This window comes from Neptuniibacter sp. QD57_21 (assembly GCF_047778075.1).
In the GTDB taxonomy this organism is placed as follows: domain Bacteria; phylum Pseudomonadota; class Gammaproteobacteria; order Pseudomonadales; family Balneatricaceae; genus Neptuniibacter.
Genome location: NZ_CP180549.1, coordinates 870,693 through 888,813 on the forward strand (window position 1 = coordinate 870,693; position 18,121 = coordinate 888,813).

The following is an 18,121-nucleotide window of genomic DNA, read 5'->3' on the forward strand; positions in this document are numbered from 1 at the left end:
CTAAGCGCCTGTAGAGAAGTCTTACAGGCGTTTTCTGTTTTTTCAGAGCCTGTAAAAAAATAATGCCTGCAGTTAAATTCAAACAATTTGGACAAAATTGGCTTGCGACAAGTAGCTTCGTCGTAACTTTTCTTCTATTACTGCCACTTGCTGTAATAGTTGGATTTGTTTTTAACGGCTCTGCTGATGTTTTCTCTCATCTATATAACACGGTCCTCGCTGATTACGTCAGTAATTCATTACTACTCATGCTCGGCGTGGGGTTTGGTGTTCTTCTTTTAGGTATCCCAACCGCTTGGCTCACAAGCGTTTGCGAATTCCCTGGGCGCAAATTGTTTGCTTGGGCTCTGCTTCTGCCTTTAGCTGTCCCTGCCTATATCATTGCTTACACTTATACGGGCTTATTGGACTATGCTGGCCCAGTGCAAACTCTAATCAGAGATATCACTGGACTCGGTTACGGCGAGTATTGGTTTTTCGAAGTTCGTTCTTTAGGTGGAGCGATTATGATGCTGGCTTTAGTGTTGTATCCGTATGTATATCTATTAAGCCGTGCAGCCTTTCTTGAGCAATCCGCTAGTACTTTGGAAGTCAGCAGAACTCTAGGCTATAACCAGTGGCAAGGCTTGTTCAAATTAGCTTTGCCTTTAGCGCGTCCTGCAATTATAGCTGGCTTAACCTTGGCGTTGATGGAAACATTGGCTGATTATGGCACCGTGCAGTATTTTGGCGTTAGCACCTTTACTACAGGTATTTTTCGTACTTTTTATGGTTTTGGCGACTCCGCTGCTGCGGCTCAGTTGGCAGCTTTTCTACTTGGATTTGTAGCGCTTCTAGTTTTAGTCGAAAAATATTCTCGTCGTAAAGCAAGGTACCACTCTTCAGCAGAATATAAAGCTAAGGCCAAGCTAATCGAGCTTAAAGGCGGGAAAGCGTGCTTTGCATTTATCGTGTGCTTGTTCCCAGTTCTATTCGGATTTCTGATTCCTGCAGGCTTGCTTGGATATTGGAGTTTTACGCAGGCGGATCTGTCTGATGGTGATTTTCTTGAGTTAGCATGGAACTCTTTCTATTTGGCATTTCTGGCTGCCCTGATTGCTGTCGGTTTTGCGCTCTTATTAGCTTATGCTGGACGTTTAACGCCAAGTAAAGGCGTGCGTTTCTCTATTGCAACTGCGGGGATGGGTTATGCGTTGCCAGGAACCATTATCGCTATAGGGGTTATCATCCCATTTGCATGGATGGATCATCAACTAATCGCAGCTGCCAAAAATTGGTTCGACGTTGATTTAGGGCTGATTCTTTCTGGGACGATTGTCGCGCTATTATTTGCTTATACTGTTCGCTTCTTAGCGGTCTCTCTGGGCTCGATTCAGAGTGGTTTAGGCAAGATAAAACCAAGTCTAGATGGCGCGGCGCGCACTTTAGGCTGTACGCCGTTACAAGTATTAAAACAGGTACATGTACCTTTGATGCGTAGTTCTGTATTAACTGCGCTTCTAATTGTATTTGTCGATGTTTTAAAAGAGCTTCCAGCGACTCTTATATTGAGGCCTTTCAACTTTAATACGCTAGCTGTTAGAGCGTTTGAGTTGGCGTCAGATGAAAGATTGATCGATGCAGCGCCAGCGTCATTATTAATAGTAGCGGTAGGTCTATTACCGGTGATTTTACTAAGCCGCTCAATATCTAAAGGGCGTGCAGGAAACTAAGTTATGAGCCAAGCAAAACACCTTTTAATTGATGATGTAACCTTAGCCTATGGTGATGTTGAGGTTGTGCATAATGTTTCTTTGGGATTAGAAAAGGGTGAAATTGGTTGTCTTTTAGGGCCTAGTGGCTGTGGTAAATCTACACTGCTAAGATCGATTGCAGGGTTTGAGCCAGTTAAATCTGGCGAGATTTCCATGTTGGGGCAGCAGTTGTCCACTTCGCAATTTTGCATGCCAACTGAGCAACGCAATATTGGTATGGTTTTCCAAGATATCGCATTGTTCCCGCATTTGAGCATCGCGGATAATATTGCATTTGGTATCAAAAACTGGAGCAGAGCTGATAAGATCGCACGTATTTCAGAGTTGCTTGAGCTAGTAGGCTTGCCGGGTGTAGAGGAGCGCTACCCGCACTCTTTATCAGGTGGTCAGCAACAAAGGATTGCGCTTGCGCGTGCGATGGCACCAAAGCCTGATCTACTGTTGTTGGATGAGCCGTTTTCTGGCTTGGATGCTAACCTGCGTGAAACCCTAGTACCTGAGATTCGAGATATCCTTAAGCAAGAAGAGGTGAGCGCTATTCTGGTAACACACGACCAGATGGAAGCCTTTGCAATGGCAGATAAAATTGCCGTAATGCAACAAGGTGTTATTCAACAGTGGGGCACGGCTTTTAATATCTATCATGAACCCAAAACCCGCTTTGTAGCTGACTTTATCGGTTTGGGGGAGTTTCTTAAGGCGCGTATCAAAGATGCTTATTCGGTTGAGACATCGTTAGGCGTTTTGGTCGGCGACGAAAAGCTAGTTTATGCGCCAGGGACTGAAGTTGAGTTGTTAATTCGACCAGATGATATTCAGCATGAAGAAGAAAGTGATACCACCGGGCTGATCGTCAGTAAATGGTTCCGAGGTTCTCATTATCTTTACCAAGTTCAGTTGGATAATGGCGAAATCGTACCTTGTATCACCGCGTGTCATCATGACCATGATGTAGGTGAGCGTATCGGGTTAAAAATTGAATTTGACCACCTTGTTGTCCTTCCGATTTGTGATCCAGAATCGGGGATTTGTGAAATACAAGAGTCAGATGTTGTACCCGCTGCGGGAGCTTGAATACGCGTTTACCCTTAAACTTTCTGTTTACGTCGCTCTAACTCGTTAAAACTGTTAACTATTTTACAATGCTAGCGGTTGTTGCGATGCGGTAAAAAAAAGATGGCTTAATAGCTTTTCTTACCTATTAATAAATTCTTATTTCAAATGTAGTCTAGATTTTTAACCTGCTGAAAAGTAAGTGTTTATTTAGGGTTTTTAATTCCTGTTCTTTTCTGTTCTATACATATCTTTTGCTGTGATAGATTCCATTTTGGATATTATTGCTGCGTTGCGTCGACTTCCTTGATTGTATTGGTTTGTCACTTTTACTTCATAGTATTGGATTATCCTTATTACTCTTCAACCAAAGTCATATTATTATCGTTGAAGATATCGGATTATGATCGATATATAACCAACTTATGAAATACCTTATTCAAAGCCTCGAGCTGGTGGGTATTCTTAGTTTGGCAAAGATGGACCATAAATAATTACTACAAAGCACAAATGCGTAAAAAGGGGATGTAACATGGGTCAAAAAATAGCCCTAGTAACAGGTGGAACAGGTGGCTTAGGTACGTCGATTTGCCGTGAATTGGTTGATGGTGGATTTCGAGTAGTTGCTGGTTACAACAGTGGTGGAGACCATTCAAAAGCTCAAGCTTGGCAAGCAGAGCAAAAAGCAGCAGGTTATGAGATTGATGTAGCTTACGGTGATGTGACTGATGCTGAGTCATGTGCTCAGTGTATAGCTACAGTTGAAGAGCTGACGGGCGGCACTGTTGATATTCTGATAAATAACGCAGGTATCACACGTGATGGTCAGTTTAAAAAGATGAGTTGGGAACAGTGGGATGAGGTCTTAACAGCTAACCTTGATTCTATGTTCCATATGACCCGTTTAGTTATCAACGGCATGATTGATAGCGGTTGGGGCCGTATCATCAATATCTCTTCTGTAAACGCTCAGAAAGGTCAGTTTGGTCAGTGTAACTACTCTGCAGCAAAAGCAGGTATTCATGGTTTCACTAAAGCCTTGGCTCAAGAGGTTGCACGTAAAGGTGTGACGGTAAATACGGTTTCGCCTGGTTATATTAAAACTGCAATGGTGGCGAAGATAGCTCAAGAGATTCAAGATCAGATTTGCGCTGGTATCCCTGTGGGTCGTTTTGGTACGCCTGAAGAGATTGGTCACATGTGCAATTTCTTGTGTGGCGAGCATTCTGGTTATATCACAGGTGCGGATATGTCGGTGAATGGCGGCTTGCACATGTCATAAAGCTGAATAGCTTATATATAAAAAAACCGCTTTTTAGCGGTTTTTTTGTTTCTAATCTTTTTAGAGTAATTGCTGCAATCTTTCTTCAAAGCGTTCATTGAACTCTTCGAAATGAGCGGCAAAAGGTATGCCTAGCCATTCTTGTTCAAGCTGTTTGATCTCACTGAGATTAAAGCCCTGTTTTTGTTCAGCAAGTGCTTGCTGTAAACGCTCCATTTGATATTCCATACGCAGCGCTTGGTCTTCTGGTGGCGAAGGCTGGGATGTTGCTATCTCTAGGCGAATACAAAGGTGGCGTAAGCGTTGTTCTTGGGTATTGATCATCTCATCCATTTCATCTGGGTTAGAGATCAAAGATAGAAGAACTGCAAAACGCTGGTCGATATCTGATTTTTCAGAAGGTGATTCAGGTTCTTGCTCCCAAGCATGTTGTAGCGATGCTATGCAATCACTTACAGTCTCATCCAATATTGCATGCTCAAGCTGTTCGCAAATTTCAGCCTTGCGCTGAATCGTTAGGTATGGCTCTGACTCGAATTGTTTCAACTCGTGCTTTTGACGCTGCACATAGTTGATTGCTTTTTCGATTCGCTCGGATAAGGTTTCGTCTTCAATTGGCAGAAGCTGCTGCATAGAACCAAGAAGTTCCTGCAGATGATTTAAGCTAGCGCCGGTTTCAATCAGCTGCTCTAGTTCAGAGCACTGTTTTTCTATAGCGTTACTGTTTTGTGCTTGAGAATTGCCTTCTTTCGATGATGATTTATCAGCGAAATACATTTCAAAAACTTGACTGCAGTTTTCTCTAAACTGATTCCAAAGTTTTCTTTCTTGATTGCGAGGAGCAGGGCCAATTAATTTCCAGGCTTTTTGAAGCTCTTTAACTTGCTCTGTCGCATTATGAAGATTTGTTGCTTGCAGAAGCTGCTCTGTTTCGGCGATTAAACTTTGCTTTTCTTTGGCGTTAGCCTGTCGAATCTCTTTTAGCGGTGCATCCAGTTCTTTTAATAATTGATCAAACTGAACTTGTAGCTTTTTACCTGGAGCACGATCAACAGGGGAATAATTGCGCCATTCTGTTTTCGCTTGATGGATCTGATGACTGTAATCCTTCCAGTTTTCGACAGTTTTTTCTTGAGGTGCTTTTAGGTCTTTTAGCGCTTCTAAGATCTGCTGGCGCTTTTCTAAATTGCTCTTGCGAATATCTCGCTGTTGAGCAAAGTGTTGGTCACAAGGCGCATACGCAGCGTCTGAGGCTTTTTTGAATCGCTTCCAAAGCTGTTGCGAATGAACAGAGTCGGTTGCATCAAGCAGTTTCCACTCTTTCTGGATCCTACGAACTTGGGTCGCTAAATCTTGTACTGGAAGATTGGATTGGCTCAGTGTTTCCATCTCTTCACATAGAGATTCTTTTTTTGGTGCGACAGCATAAGCTTGCCAGTCCCTAATCTCTTGAAGCTCGGCTCCAAGTGCTTTAATACGTTGTTCAAGCTCTGGTGTTAGGTTGCCATTTAGGCGTTTACTTAGCTGTTCTGCTCTTTTAATTTGCTTGTCAGCAGAGCGGATTTCACCGGATGAGATCGCAGATTTTAGTCCATCTAAGACATCGCTAAGCTCTTTTTGTAGCTGTAGCGCATGATTATTATCGGCGTCTAGACGCAATTTCGCGCAAGCTAAGCCTTCTTCTAGCTCTGTTAGTGAAGCAGGCTTCTCTTGTAATTTAGGCCAGCTAAATTTGTTTATTAGCTGTGTGGCTTCTTGCGCGGCTTTGTTCAATGGCTCAATCTCAGGTGAACCATTCAATACAGCGCACAGAGCTTTAATTTTTTCTTCGGCTTCAATCAGATGAAAATAAGAAACCAATAGGTTCTTTAATTGAGCGGTGATTTTATCGAAGCTAGACTGCTCATCTTTGCTGCTGTATTGCTTTACTGCTGTCCAATCAGCACAAAGCGATTCCAAACGAGATTGGAATGTTTTTAGCTGTGCCTTATCTGCAGGTAATGTGCTGCTTTGTTCTTTAAGAATACATAGCTCAGAGTAGACTGCATGGCTTTGAGCTTTTTGCTTCTCTAGCTGAGCTTCTTTCTCTTGTTCAGCCTGTTGTTCTGCATCATGCTTCTGGATCGTTTCAGAACAGATTTTTAGCTTTTCTTGGAAAAGCTCTTGTTGTTCGGCATTCGTCGAAGAGCTAAGTTTTTCCCAGTCCGCTTCAATAGCAGTCATCTTCGCAGAATACAGCGGGAAGAATTCAGTTGCTGCGAGTTGTTGAATAGAAGCTAACTGTTTCTGGATCGCTTCTTGTTGAGCTTGTTCTTGCTTCTTCTGTTCACGAATGACTTGAAGCTTTTCTTTCGTGACTTTAACAACGCCTTTATCTTTATTACGAGCTGCCTTTTGGAGTTGCTCAAGAATCTCTTCACTATTGATCTGACCGGCAGCTAGGACGCGCAAACTAGCTCGTTGGCTTTTTTCTGCAATAAGAACAAGATCATGATCGTCAGAAACTTGGATAACGGCTTGCTCACGAAGCTGTTCGTCTTGGCTATTCAGTGCAATGTGAGTCAGTAAATCGCCATCTGTAATGTAGGAAAGTGCAGAGCTTTTTTCTTCTTGAAGTGGTGTCTCTTCTTGGCTGAGAAGAATTTGACTAATTCGGTGTAGAGCTAATTGCTGGATATTGCTAGAACTGTCGTTCTGGCTGATTTGGACTAATAGGTTAAGGTCTGAGAGTTTTTCAGTAGCATTTAAACGTACTGTCTCGTCCTGATCTTTCAGTGCTAGCTGCGATAGGATAGTTTGAGCGTCGGCATCAGTTTCGCGAAGTTTTGCAATCGCTTTGATCCGCTTTTCGGGTTTGGCGTGTTGCCAATTAGGCTTTAAAAATCTTGCTAGCATAGTGTCCTGTACTTCTACGGCTACGCGTATATAAGATGGAACGCGCTACCTTTAAGGGCCAATATTCTACCTGAGAATTTAGTGACTGACAGCGTTGACATTAAGATAATGTACTGGCATTTAATGTTTTTTGAGTGGCTTTTACAAAAGGAAAGACATAGATAGTTTGCAAGAGCACTGACTATTTCGGCTAAGTCTAAGAAATAGAAGGTGTTAGAGAATGAGCCCAGATAAAAATTAAATATTGATAACTGAGCTTACTTTCTAAAGCGATAAGCAGAATTATGACTAAGTTCGAATTTCTACATCACCATCAACATAGATCCAAAAACCATCTTCTTTCCGGAAGTTCGATTTTTCATACAAAGTACCACTTTGATCATCTGTTTCGAAATTTGCTTCAAACTCAACCATGCCGGTCTCGTCAGAACGATTGCCTTGGTTAGTATCTAAAATTGTTAGGCCTGTCCAGTTTGTATATTTGACTTGGTCAGCCAAAATTTCGGCATCATCTTCGCCGCGGTTTTCTGGCGCAGTGGTATTGATTAGATAATCTATAGCACCCAGCGCGAAGGCTGTGTAGCGGGATCGCATCAATGCTTCCGCTGTTGGTGCAGGTTTTTGCCCTTGTACGATAGGTTTGCAACAGTAATCAAACGGTTTATTGGAACCACAGGGACAAACTTTGTTCATTACATCCTGATTATGAGACATGGGTGAACCCTTAACATTGAAATGTTAATCTGAAATACAGAGCGTTCTATTGGCTATTCTTTTAATATATATAGCTAATACCCACATTATATCTATCAGATTTACCCTTTTGGCAAGGATAATTTATGGCTAATGCGCCTTTAACATTCTTTTGGCATGACTATGAAACATTTGGCGCAGATCCAAAACGCGATTGGCCGGTTCAGTTTGCTGGCATTCGGACCGATGATCAGCTAAACATCATCGAAGAGCCGGTGATGTTTTATTGCAAACCAAGTGAGGACCAACTCCCTCATCCAGAAGCATGCTTGATTACTGGGATTACACCGCAAAAAGCGATAGAGGAGGGGGTTTGTGAAGCGGATTTCTTTGCTCAAATTCATGAGCAGCTTGCTCGCCCTGGCACATGTGGTGTGGGCTACAACAGTATTCGTTTTGATGATGAAGTAACGCGATATGGTTTGTATCGTAACTTCTTTGATCCCTATTCCCGAGAGTGGCAAAACGGTTGTTCCCGTTGGGATATTATCGATATGTTGCGATTAACTCGATCCTTGCGCCCCGAAGGTATTACTTGGCCTAAATATGAAGATGGATCTCCAAGTCTAAGGCTAGAAGATTTAACGGTCGCTAATGGTATTGATCATGGTCATGCCCATGATGCTTTATCAGATGTGTATGCCACGATTGAGATGGCAAAGCTGGTTCGGGATAAGCAGCCTAAGTTATTTAATTACGTGCTAAATAACCGCAGTAAGCAATCTATTCAAAACCTTCTAGACCCGCAAAGTCATAAGCCTGTGTTGCATGTTTCTTCTCGTTATCCGGTTGAACATGGTAATGCTGCTATTGTGGCACCCTTGGCGACACACCCTGTGAATAAAAATGGGGTGTTAGTGTGGGATCTGCGTGTGAATCCAGAACCTCTGATGCAATTACCGGTCGAAGAGTTGAGGCGTTTACTTTATACCAAGCATTCAGAACTCACTGACGCAGACCCGAAAATTGCGTTAAAGCAGGTGCATATAAATAAGTGCCCGATCATAGCGCCTGCCGGCATGTTGAATACTGAGGAAGCGGCCCGTTTGCAGATTGATGGGGATGTGTGTCGAACGCATTTGCAGATGCTAAGAAGTTTTACTGGTCTGTCGCAGAAAATTGCCGATATCTATAGTGAGAGCCCTTTTGAGGCAGAAAGCGATCCGGATATGATGCTATACAGTGGCGGTTTCTTTACGCCATCTGATCGTAAATCTATGGATCAAATTCGCCAAACGGGCCCTATGGAGTTGGCTGAGCTGGATCTGCCATTCCAAGATCCTCGGCTTGAGGAGATGTTGTTGCGCTATAAAGCGCGTAATTGCAGCTCCGTGTTAAGCCACGAAGAGCAGATGCAATGGGAAGATTACCGTCGTCGTAAGTTGTTAAAGGGCGAGGGCGGTCATTTGACTATGGATACATTCTATCAGCGATTGAATGAGCTCTATGGTCAGCCTGAAATGGATGATAATAAACGCCATATTCTAGAAGAGTTAGCTGTATACGCTGAGGCTATTTATCCTATGGAAGATGCTTTTGACGATGCCTATTAGATCGATTGCTTTCGGTCTGTGCCTTATGTCTTGCGTAGTAAGTGCGGAGGAAGATATCGAGGTACCTATCGATTATGAGATAACCACACCTAAAGGTTATTTCTACGGCACGGTAGATGGTGAAACGGCCTATAAAGATTGGCGCAGAGGCACCTTTGATAAAGAGCGCATGAATGAGATCAAACCTAAGGACTTGCCTAGTAATTTGCCAGAGCCGGTTGTGATCCCTTATGTTCCACCTGTAGTCAACGAAGTACCTGCAGGTAAGCCGAAAAAGCCACCTCTAAAAGGTGAGGACAAGATCTTTGTGCAGATTGGTAAGGATGAGAAGAAAGCGCGATGCCTTATTCTCGGGCAAGGCTGTGAAGAGCTGGTTGAGCCTGAAGTGAAAGACTCCGTCTATTTTCGACCGATAGAAGCGCAAAAGCAAAAACAGTTGGAATTAGAGCAAGAAAAAATTAAAAAGCGCACGGTTATCAATCCAGACCAATAACCGTGCTTTTATTCTCTCATTAAATATGATTATTCATCAGGAGTGAAATTACCCTGATCTCTACGTTGCTTAAACAAGCGAGTTAATTGTGTCGGCTCGGTTGCAGGGCGTTCAAACTTCTTTCCTGTACTTAAGACCGTTAAACGGCGATCCAACAAACCAGCGTAGCGTTTGGATAGATCGTCTAAGGTTACTTTCTTGACAGCTTCCGCCAGCTTCTTACGGGTATCAAACTCTGTTTCACCCCAATCGAGCTCTCGCCAGAATCGCTTGGTACGACTGGATAGTTTTTTATCCTGCTTAGTGATTCTTGAAATCACACTGCGTTTAAATTTGTTCAGCTCTTCTTGGTTTAATTGCGAGATCAAATTGCTCGATTGCATTAAGAACTGATCAATCTCTTTTACCAGCGTTTTGCCGTCTGCCACAGGGGATTGCACAATAAATGCAATACCCGGTGTTTTGTGCATCTGTAAAGGCGTACCGAAGACTATGTACCCCAGCTGTTTTTCGGTGCGCAGCTGATTGTAGAAAGGCGCGGATAAAATTTCGCTCAATACAGAGAATTCAGCTTTTTCTTTATTGCTGTTGTTATCGCCTTGTAGCAAAACAGAGATCGCTGAATCATCATGATCAATCACTAACTTATCAGTAAGCTGCTGCTGGCGCGGTATTTGAACTACCTGGATGGGCGTCACTTCTTTAGCGCCTGATTGCCATAGGTTATCTGTGATCAGTGAAGCCACTGTTTTAGCGTCTGCTTCGCTTATATTGCCATGTGTAAGTAGTTTAATGTCCGGCGTTTCCTGCAATTTAACTGCATAAGCGGCAAGATCTCTAACCGTCAGTTTTTCTGCTTCACGACGTTCCTCTGCATTGCTCCATTGAGGTAGAAGCAATTCATACAGACGGCTCGTCGTTTGATTGTACGGTTTATCATTTAGCTGGTTCGCTAAGTTATCTAGATACTTCTGCTTAAGGATCTCAAAGCGCTCTTTTGGTAGATCAGGTTTGTTGATCGCATCAACCACATATTTTGTTAGCAGATCGAGTTTGTCGTTGTAGCCAGATAAACGAACCGTAAAGCCCTTCATATGTGGATAAATATTCGTGCCTAGACCAGCCAGATAAGCATCGTAGAGTGTTTCATTGAGTTGCTCTTGCAGCATCTCAGTGAAAAGGCTGTTCATCACCCAGTTTTTAGCGCTGGTATTGGCAAATGGGGTTTGCAGTGTGAAATAGGCATTTGCTTTCGGCACATTAAAGCTGACATCGGTTAAATGCCAATGTTCGAAACCTTGTTTATCTTGCAGCAGATAAGGCGCTTGTTTAGTTTCTGCTGCTAGAAGATCTAGGTCCTGAGCAATAAATGGGTTAGTGCTGCGAACCGTTAATTTCGGATCAATTGCTTTAACGGTGAAGCTTTTCAAGGTTTCCGCGTTAAACTGAGAAACTTCAAAAGGTACGTTGTAGTCAGGTTCTGTTTGGTTGCCTTTAACATCACGCGCTTTAATGGTTACCAGCATATTCTCTGGCTTGATCTGATCTAGATATTGCATAATCAGCTCAGGCTTAAACTCATTAAAGGTATAGTTCGCAGAGATGACTTTCTCCGTTGGGAAAAATTGCATCTGTCGTGTCAAACCGCTCACCATGTGGATGGGTTCTGATTGCTCCTGAAAGGTAAAACGGATGTTGCTCAGTTGTTTCTCTTCATCAAATAGCGCTTTTTGAATTCCGCTCTGTTTTAGCAATTCAACATACTGGAATACCATTTGGATAACTTGCTGGTACTGCTCTAGGCCTTGTTCGGTTAGGCGCATGCTGACCATAAAGCTAGCTTGGTTATCCAAATCATGACCTTGTGAAGCAGAAAGGGACGTTGCCAAGCCTTTCTCTTTCAGTAGAGAAAGTAAGCTGCCTTTGCCTTCATAGCCGATCAGGTTGCTGATGTAATACAGCGGCTTGCTTTCCCAATGACTGCGAGTTTCAGCAGTAGGGAAGGTTAGCGTAAGTGAGCGGATATCTTTTACGCTTTTGATCTTAACCAACTGCGGTAATTGCTCCGGATTAAACAGAGAGGTTTTGGTTTCAAACGCTTTAGAATCGTAGTTTTTAACCGCACTGAATTTATCTCTTACCATCTGCTCTAATTGGTCCAGTGGTTCTCTACCTTGCACGGCAAGTGCCATCAGATTGGCAGAATAATAGCGCTGATAAAATTCGATTAACTCTTTACGGATTGGGCGCTCGGGAGTATTGGCTAGGGTTTCTAAACTACCTACTGCAAACCAGTTGTGGCTATTTTGTTGGTTCATTAAAGATTTTGTTACGGCATAGCTACGGCGGTAATCATCTTTAATCTTTGATTGATATTCCGAGTGAACAGCATGGCGCTCGCGATCTACGTATTTTTCATCAAATAGCGGCGCAATAAAGAATTGTGCAAAGCGATCTAAAGCGGGTTCTAAATTATCAGCAGTGACATCAAAGAAGTAGTTGGTGTTTTCCATCGATGTATAAGCGTTATGGCCGCCACCGTGAGAACGGATGAAACTTTGATATTCATCCGCAGCAGGGTATTTTTCGGTGCCTAAGAACAGCATGTGTTCGAGATAATGGGCTAGACCCGCGCGATCTTTAGGGTTAGCACTAGATCCCACCGCTACATTCATAGAGGCAGCCGCTTTGTCACTTTTAGGATTCGAGATCAATAAAACGCGCAGTTGATTATCTAAGGTTAGGCTGCGATATACATTTGGATCGTTGGGACTTTTTTCGACGTCTGCGAATACTGATGTGGATAAAACCGCAGACAATAGACCAGCAAAAATAACTAGCCGTGGCATGGAAAGAGTTAGCATAAAAATAAGCCTTAAATCGTAAAAACACCAAAATGTTATGTTGTGACAAAGCATAACGGTTAGGGTTCCTTAATCCAACTCAATGGATTTAGTAAGCGTGGGTGTTACAATCCAGATCTTCGTTAAAAAAGTTCAGGAGTTGAAGGAAGCGATGAACAAGGAAAAAGTGATTTTTGCGTTTTTTATTGTGTTGGCATTGACGCTCAACTTTGGCTTCTTTCTTGGGGATATAGAAAACCCAGCTCACCATAACGTTTACGAGTTTTTTGCTGCATTAGTTGTCAGCATGATCTGTACAGTCATTAAATTTGGTGACCGAACACATCTAGGTGCACTGATGCTAGCTACCTCATTAGTTGCTGACCTGCAACTAATCGTCGCTGCAGGAATTTGGGGTTACGCAGAGCAGATTAGCGGTATTGGTATGGACCCATCTAATATGTCGAGCGTTGTTTCTCTAAGTGCAGGCGCGCTCTTAGCCAATGTTATCTCGGTTATTTTGTTGGTAGTTGAAACTGCCATGCTGCGTCGATAAGCACTGAGCGATTATTCTTTATGAATAACGTTATCTATCTATTTTTACGGCGCTTAAGGGTACCGTTAATTACTCTGATTGTTGTTTACTCCATCTCAGTACTTGGATTTGTACTTATACCTGGGGAGGATGATCAGGGTAATGTTTACCGAATGGATTTCTTCCATGCGGTTTACTTTGTCTCCTTTATGGGGTCGACCATCGGTTTTGGTGAAATTCCTTATGAATTCACTTCGGCTCAACGTATGTGGACGCTCTTTTGCATCTACGCCACGGTAATCGCTTGGTTATACGGTATAGGTACGACACTGGCTCTGATACAAGAACCCGTATTTGGCCGTATGATGCGCAGGCGCTCCTTCACTGCAGATGTTCGGCAAATGAACGAGCCCTTTTATCTGATTTGTGGCTACGGTGTGACCGGAAGTGTCGTTGTTCGACAGCTAGTACGACGTGACATCCGCGTGGTGGTTGTTGATATCAATCAGGACAAAATAGATGCGTTAGAGATGGATGAGTTACCTGTCTCTGTTTCCGCGCTTTGTGCCGATGCTTCTCTTCCCGATGTCTTAGATGCGGCAGGCCTTCAGCATCCCAAATGTATTGGCATCATGGCGTTAACGAACCATGATCAGGTTAATCTCTCTATTGCAATCGCTAGTAAATTGTTAAATCCTGAGCGGATGGTGATCAGTCGTACCGAATCTGATATTACCTCTGCCAATCTAAAATCTTTTGGTACGGATCTGGTAGTGGACCCGTTCCGTACCTATGCACAGTATCTTTCTTTAGCGGCTCATGCGCCTTATATGCATCTGGTCTATGACTGGATTCACAATCCATTCCATCGTCCGCTTTCCAGCGTCTATCAGCGTACAAAAGGGCGTTGGATCATCTGTGGGCACGGTCGTTTTGGCCGTGCGTTGTATCGCGATTTTGATGAAAGTGATGTCGAACTGACGGTTTTAGATATTGATGCAGAAAAAATAAAAGACCTTCCACATCAAGTAACCGGCGTTGGTACTGAAGCGGTTACACTGATGGAAGCGGGGGTTATGGACGCAGTGGGTATCGTTGCGGGTACCAATAATGATGCCGATAACCTGTCCATCATGATGACCGCTCGAGAATTGAACCCAAAACTCCTGACTGTAGTTAGACAAAACATCCATGCCAATGGCTTGGTTTTTAAAAACAGCCGTGCTGATTTTATTATGGAGCCGGGGCGTATTATCGCTAACCGCATCCTTGCGCATGTTAAATCGCCGCTAGTGCCTATATTTATCGAAGAGATGCGGGATAAGTTTGACGATGTCTGGGCACACACATTGATTAATCGAATGAGCAGTGTGGTAGGGGACAGGGAGTTAGATAGCTGGGCCTATACCGTAGGCGAGAAAGAAACACCTGCTTTTATGGAAGCAAAGAGACAAGGCTTCGACTTAACGCTCTCTCTGTTCTTTAAAGACCCTCACAATCGCAAGAAAAATCTACATGCCTTTCCTCTAATGTTAAAGCGTGGGGATTTTATTGATATGTTGCCTGGCGAGTTGGATGAGCTACAAGAGGGCGATGAAGTCCTGATTTGTGGTTTAAATAAATCCAATCGCCGTATGCAATGGACTGTAAATAATTATAATGTCCTGCATTATGTCATTACGGGCAATGATGCGAGTAACAGTCTACTTTCGCGTTTTTTGCAGAAGAATAAATAAGACTTTCGAGGTCATATTTGGCTTATCTACTGTTGACGCTTACCACGCTTTTTTGGGCGGGTAACTTTGTTTTAGCGCGTGCTTTTTCTGTTGATATCCCCCCGATTACGCTAGCGTTGATTCGCTGGTCATTAGCGTTCGTTATTTTATTACCTTTTGCTATCCCTACCATTTATAAGTATCGCGATGTGATTCGTCAGTATTGGCCTAGGTTAGTGCTGTTTGGCGCTTTGAGTGTTGCTGGCTTTAACACCTTGGCGTATATCGGTTTGCAAACGACGACCGCTATGAATGGCACGTTGATGCAATCGTCAATGCCGATCATGATCCTCTGTATGAGCACATTAGTGCTTCGTGAGTCTGCGACCATGCGGCAATGGTTGGGTGTATTGCTTTCGCTACTAGGTGTTTTAGCGTTGATCAGTAAAGGTGACCCAGAGGCTTTAATGTCGCTTAACTTCAACAGTGGCGACCTTTGGGTGCTACTCGCAATGTTTGTTTGGGCTTGTTACAGCCTAGCATTGCGTTGGAAACCGAAAGAGATGAGTGGGTTTGCGTTCTTCTCGGTTTCTTTAACCGTAGGGGTGATTATTCTAGTACCGCTTTCACTGTTGGAAACCGAGAGAGCTTTGCAGATTCACTGGGATACGGATCTGATGTTACTGATCTCCTATTTAGCCATTTTTCCTTCTATCTTGGCTTATCTGTTTTGGAATTATGGTGTTGAAAAGCTAGGCGCTCATAAAGCTGGATTATTTATTCACCAAGTGCCAATGTGGGGGATTGTATTATCAGTGATTTTCCTCGCAGAGCAGGTTCAGGCTTTTCATTTATGGGGTATCGCTTTAATATTCACAGGGATTTATCTCGCTGTAGTCGCCGGTACGGTTGCCGGTAAAAGCTAGTTATGTAGGAGAAACAATGCGGACTTTTTTGGTTACTTTAATGGCGGTATTTTTGATTTCGCTTCCTATCGCTGAGACAGCTGAAGCTAAACGCTTTGGTGGTGGTTCTTCATTTGGTAAAAGCTTTTCTTCACCTAAAAAATCACAGCCTGCTCAACAGCAACAAAAGCAAGCTGATAAAACGACAACAAACACAACTACAGCACCTAAGAAAAAAGGTTTTGGTGGTTTGATGGCTGGTTTGTTGGCGGGTGGTATTTTTGGCGCGTTGCTATTCGGTGGGGCGTTTGAAGGTCTACAGTTTATGGATCTGATTCTGATCGCCGCGGTGATCTTTATTGTTTACAAAATCTTCTCGATGCGAAAACAGGCGCAGCGTCCAGATTACGCTACTCAAGGTGGTCATGGACAAGGTCAGCCTTATACGCCAGAACAGCCACAGCCAATGCAGCGCGAGGCTCAAACTGAGAATGTGCAGGAGTTTAAACCAATGCCTGCTTATGATTCCGGTTGGGGTGATTCTGCTGAGATCGAGATTCCTTCTTGGTTTAATAAAGACGCATTCTTGGAAGGTTCCCGTGAGCACTTTGTAAACCTACAAAAGGCTTGGGATCGTTCTGATTGGGACGAAATCCGTACTTATACTTCTGAAGAGTTGTTTAATGCGCTTCAGCAAGAGCGTGCTAAGTCACCAGCTGATCAGGTAACAGAAGTTGTATCGGTTATGTCTGAGTTAGCTAACTTCATCACTCAAGAAGATGAGGTGATTGTGAGCATTAACTTCTACGGTTGGTTGAAAGAGAATGCCTCTGAAGCGACTGAGTTTAATGAAACGTGGCACTTGGCACGTGATATGACTAAAGAAAATGCGGATTGGTTTATCGTAGGTATCGAGCAAAACTAAGCTTATACCCACCACTAAAAAAGCCAAAGCAATATGCTTTGGCTTTTTTGTATCTGGGATAAGCGAAGAGGTTTACTCTTCGTGATCGCGAATGAATGTCCAAGTATCGCCTTCAGACATGCTCTCTGCGAAACGGTAACCTTCAAGATCAAAGCCTTTTAAGTCTTCAGGGTTTTCGATCTTGTTTTGAATAATGTAGCGGGTCATCAAACCTCGAGCTTTTTTAGCGTAGAAGCTGATCATCTTATATTGCCCATTCTTCCAGTCTTTAAACGCTGGCGTGATGATACGTGCGGAGATGTTTTTCTCTTTGGCTGCTTTGTAGTACTCATTAGAAGCAAGGTTAATCAGTACCTGCTCTTTCTGTTCAGTAAGTTCCTGATTCAAGCGTTCACAGATCTGAGTGCCCCAGAATTCGTATAAGTTTTTACCGCGGCTATTAGTCAGCTTTGTGCCCATTTCTAAGCGGTATGGCTGCATTAGATCGAGCGGTTTTAACACGCCATAAAGACCTGAAAGGATACGTAGGTGATTCTGTGCAAAAGTGAGGTCATCATCCGATAAGGTTTCAGCGTCTAAGCCTGTGTATACATCACCTTTAAATGCTAGAACTGCTTGTTTAGCGTTCTCAGTATTGAATTCAGGTGTCCATGATTCATAACGGGCAACGTTTAAACTGGCTAGTTTGTCGCTCAACTTCATCATCTGAGCAATATCCTGTACGGAATGCTTTTTCAGTTCATCAATGAGGAGTTGGGAATGATCAAGAAACTCTGGCTGGCTGTATGTTTCAGTGACAGGTGCAGTTTCATAATCCAGAGTTTTGGCAGGTGATACGACAATCAGCATAGGAAGAATCTATCTTTGCAGTAAAAAGTCTCTAGATAATAACCCTGTCTGTAGATACAAAAAAGGCCATTTTTAATATGGCCTTTTCTGGATCGAATCATCTGCAATTAAGAGGCGGTTCGTTTCTTGTAAAGCGTATGAGCAACAGTGCAGATGGCTGTGCCAACACAGACGAGTAGCGCTGGAATCAGTGGGTTTTCTAACGTGCCGGTTATTTTCATTAAAAGACCAGAAATAAGGAAACCGCCGAACAGGCATAAAATGCCCGACATTACACACATTACGATTGCATTGAGATTACGCTCAGGGCTTTGAAAAATGTACCAGCCAGCACTGGCAAACAGAGCGGATAAAGTAACCCAAGAAGCGATAGAATCAGTCATAAAATTCTCAGTATTGTTATTGTTGTAGGCCTATTAAGCCCTAACCTAGCAGCGCTGTCATCTCGACATTGGGTGGATACAAGAAACAGCAAAGGAATAGTGAGGGTTATGGGGGCAACCTCCACGTTTTTTCGGTATTATAACCGCCATTAAATTAGTGACATATATTGAGTTGCCACATTT

At 43.2% G+C, this 18,121-nt stretch carries 14 protein-coding genes; 9 read left to right on the forward strand and 5 right to left on the reverse strand.

The window, feature by feature from the left end; genetic code table 11:
- Positions 1-62 precede the first annotated feature (62 nt).
- From ACMXYS_RS03765 to phbB, 3 genes are all read left to right on the forward strand, one after another.
- Positions 63-1,712 (forward strand): ABC transporter permease, encoded by a 1,650-nt coding sequence (locus ACMXYS_RS03765; protein ID WP_415883667.1) that lies wholly within the window; start codon positions 63-65, stop codon positions 1,710-1,712.
- Positions 1,713-1,715: 3 nt separating this feature from the next.
- Positions 1,716-2,828 (forward strand): ABC transporter ATP-binding protein, encoded by a 1,113-nt coding sequence (locus ACMXYS_RS03770; RefSeq protein WP_415883668.1) that lies wholly within the window; start codon positions 1,716-1,718, stop codon positions 2,826-2,828.
- 511 nt (positions 2,829-3,339) lie between these two features.
- On the forward strand, positions 3,340-4,089 hold the full coding sequence (gene phbB / locus ACMXYS_RS03775; protein ID WP_415883669.1) for an acetoacetyl-CoA reductase: 750 nt from the start codon (positions 3,340-3,342) through the stop codon (positions 4,087-4,089).
- Between the two features lie 60 nt (positions 4,090-4,149).
- Here phbB and ACMXYS_RS03780 read toward each other — a convergent pair whose 3' ends face one another.
- Positions 4,150-6,984 carry a DUF349 domain-containing protein gene (locus tag ACMXYS_RS03780; RefSeq protein WP_415897631.1) on the reverse strand — a complete coding sequence of 945 codons (2,835 nt, stop codon included), beginning with the start codon at positions 6,982-6,984 and terminating at the stop codon, positions 4,150-4,152.
- 288 nt (positions 6,985-7,272) lie between these two features.
- A complete protein-coding gene (locus tag ACMXYS_RS03785) occupies positions 7,273-7,698 on the reverse strand; it encodes a YchJ family protein (protein ID WP_415897632.1) in 426 nt (141 codons plus the stop codon).
- 125 nt (positions 7,699-7,823) lie between these two features.
- On the opposite strand from ACMXYS_RS03785, the gene sbcB reads away from it, so the two are divergent.
- Both sbcB and ACMXYS_RS03795 read left to right on the forward strand, forming a co-directional pair.
- A complete protein-coding gene (gene sbcB, locus ACMXYS_RS03790) occupies positions 7,824-9,290 on the forward strand; it encodes an exodeoxyribonuclease I (protein ID WP_415897633.1) in 1,467 nt (488 codons plus the stop codon).
- A 25-nt stretch (positions 9,291-9,315) separates the two neighbouring features.
- Positions 9,316-9,783 (forward strand): hypothetical protein, encoded by a 468-nt coding sequence (locus ACMXYS_RS03795; protein WP_415897634.1) that lies wholly within the window; start codon positions 9,316-9,318, stop codon positions 9,781-9,783.
- 29 nt (positions 9,784-9,812) lie between these two features.
- Here the strand turns inward: ACMXYS_RS03795 and ACMXYS_RS03800 are convergent, their stop codons facing one another.
- Positions 9,813-12,647, reverse strand: a complete 2,835-nt coding sequence (locus tag ACMXYS_RS03800; RefSeq protein ID WP_415897635.1) for an insulinase family protein — start codon at positions 12,645-12,647, stop codon at positions 9,813-9,815.
- Between the two features lie 97 nt (positions 12,648-12,744).
- Here ACMXYS_RS03800 and ACMXYS_RS03805 point away from each other — a divergent pair, with 97 nt between their 5' ends.
- The 4 genes from ACMXYS_RS03805 to ACMXYS_RS03820 are packed head-to-tail and all read left to right on the forward strand — an operon-like array spanning position 12,745 to position 16,706.
- Entirely contained in the window at positions 12,745-13,182 is a 438-nt protein-coding gene (locus tag ACMXYS_RS03805) for a DUF6394 family protein (RefSeq protein ID WP_415883675.1), read from the forward strand.
- 20 nt (positions 13,183-13,202) lie between these two features.
- Positions 13,203-14,897: an NAD-binding protein gene (locus ACMXYS_RS03810; protein WP_415883676.1), complete on the forward strand. Its 1,695-nt coding sequence runs from the start codon at positions 13,203-13,205 to the stop codon at positions 14,895-14,897.
- 17 nt (positions 14,898-14,914) lie between these two features.
- Positions 14,915-15,802, forward strand: a complete 888-nt coding sequence (locus ACMXYS_RS03815) for a DMT family transporter (protein WP_415897636.1) — start codon at positions 14,915-14,917, stop codon at positions 15,800-15,802.
- A 16-nt stretch (positions 15,803-15,818) separates the two neighbouring features.
- Positions 15,819-16,706 carry a Tim44 domain-containing protein gene (locus ACMXYS_RS03820; protein WP_415897637.1) on the forward strand — a complete coding sequence of 296 codons (888 nt, stop codon included), beginning with the start codon at positions 15,819-15,821 and terminating at the stop codon, positions 16,704-16,706.
- A gap of 72 nt (positions 16,707-16,778) precedes the next feature.
- Here ACMXYS_RS03820 and yaaA read toward each other — a convergent pair whose 3' ends face one another.
- Both yaaA and ACMXYS_RS03830 read right to left on the reverse strand, forming a co-directional pair.
- Positions 16,779-17,555: a peroxide stress protein YaaA gene (yaaA, locus tag ACMXYS_RS03825; protein ID WP_415897638.1), complete on the reverse strand. Its 777-nt coding sequence runs from the start codon at positions 17,553-17,555 to the stop codon at positions 16,779-16,781.
- Positions 17,556-17,662: 107 nt separating this feature from the next.
- Positions 17,663-17,938, reverse strand: coding sequence for a hypothetical protein (locus tag ACMXYS_RS03830; RefSeq protein ID WP_415883680.1), 276 nt, complete (start codon positions 17,936-17,938; stop codon positions 17,663-17,665).
- Positions 17,939-18,121: the final 183 nt, after the last annotated feature.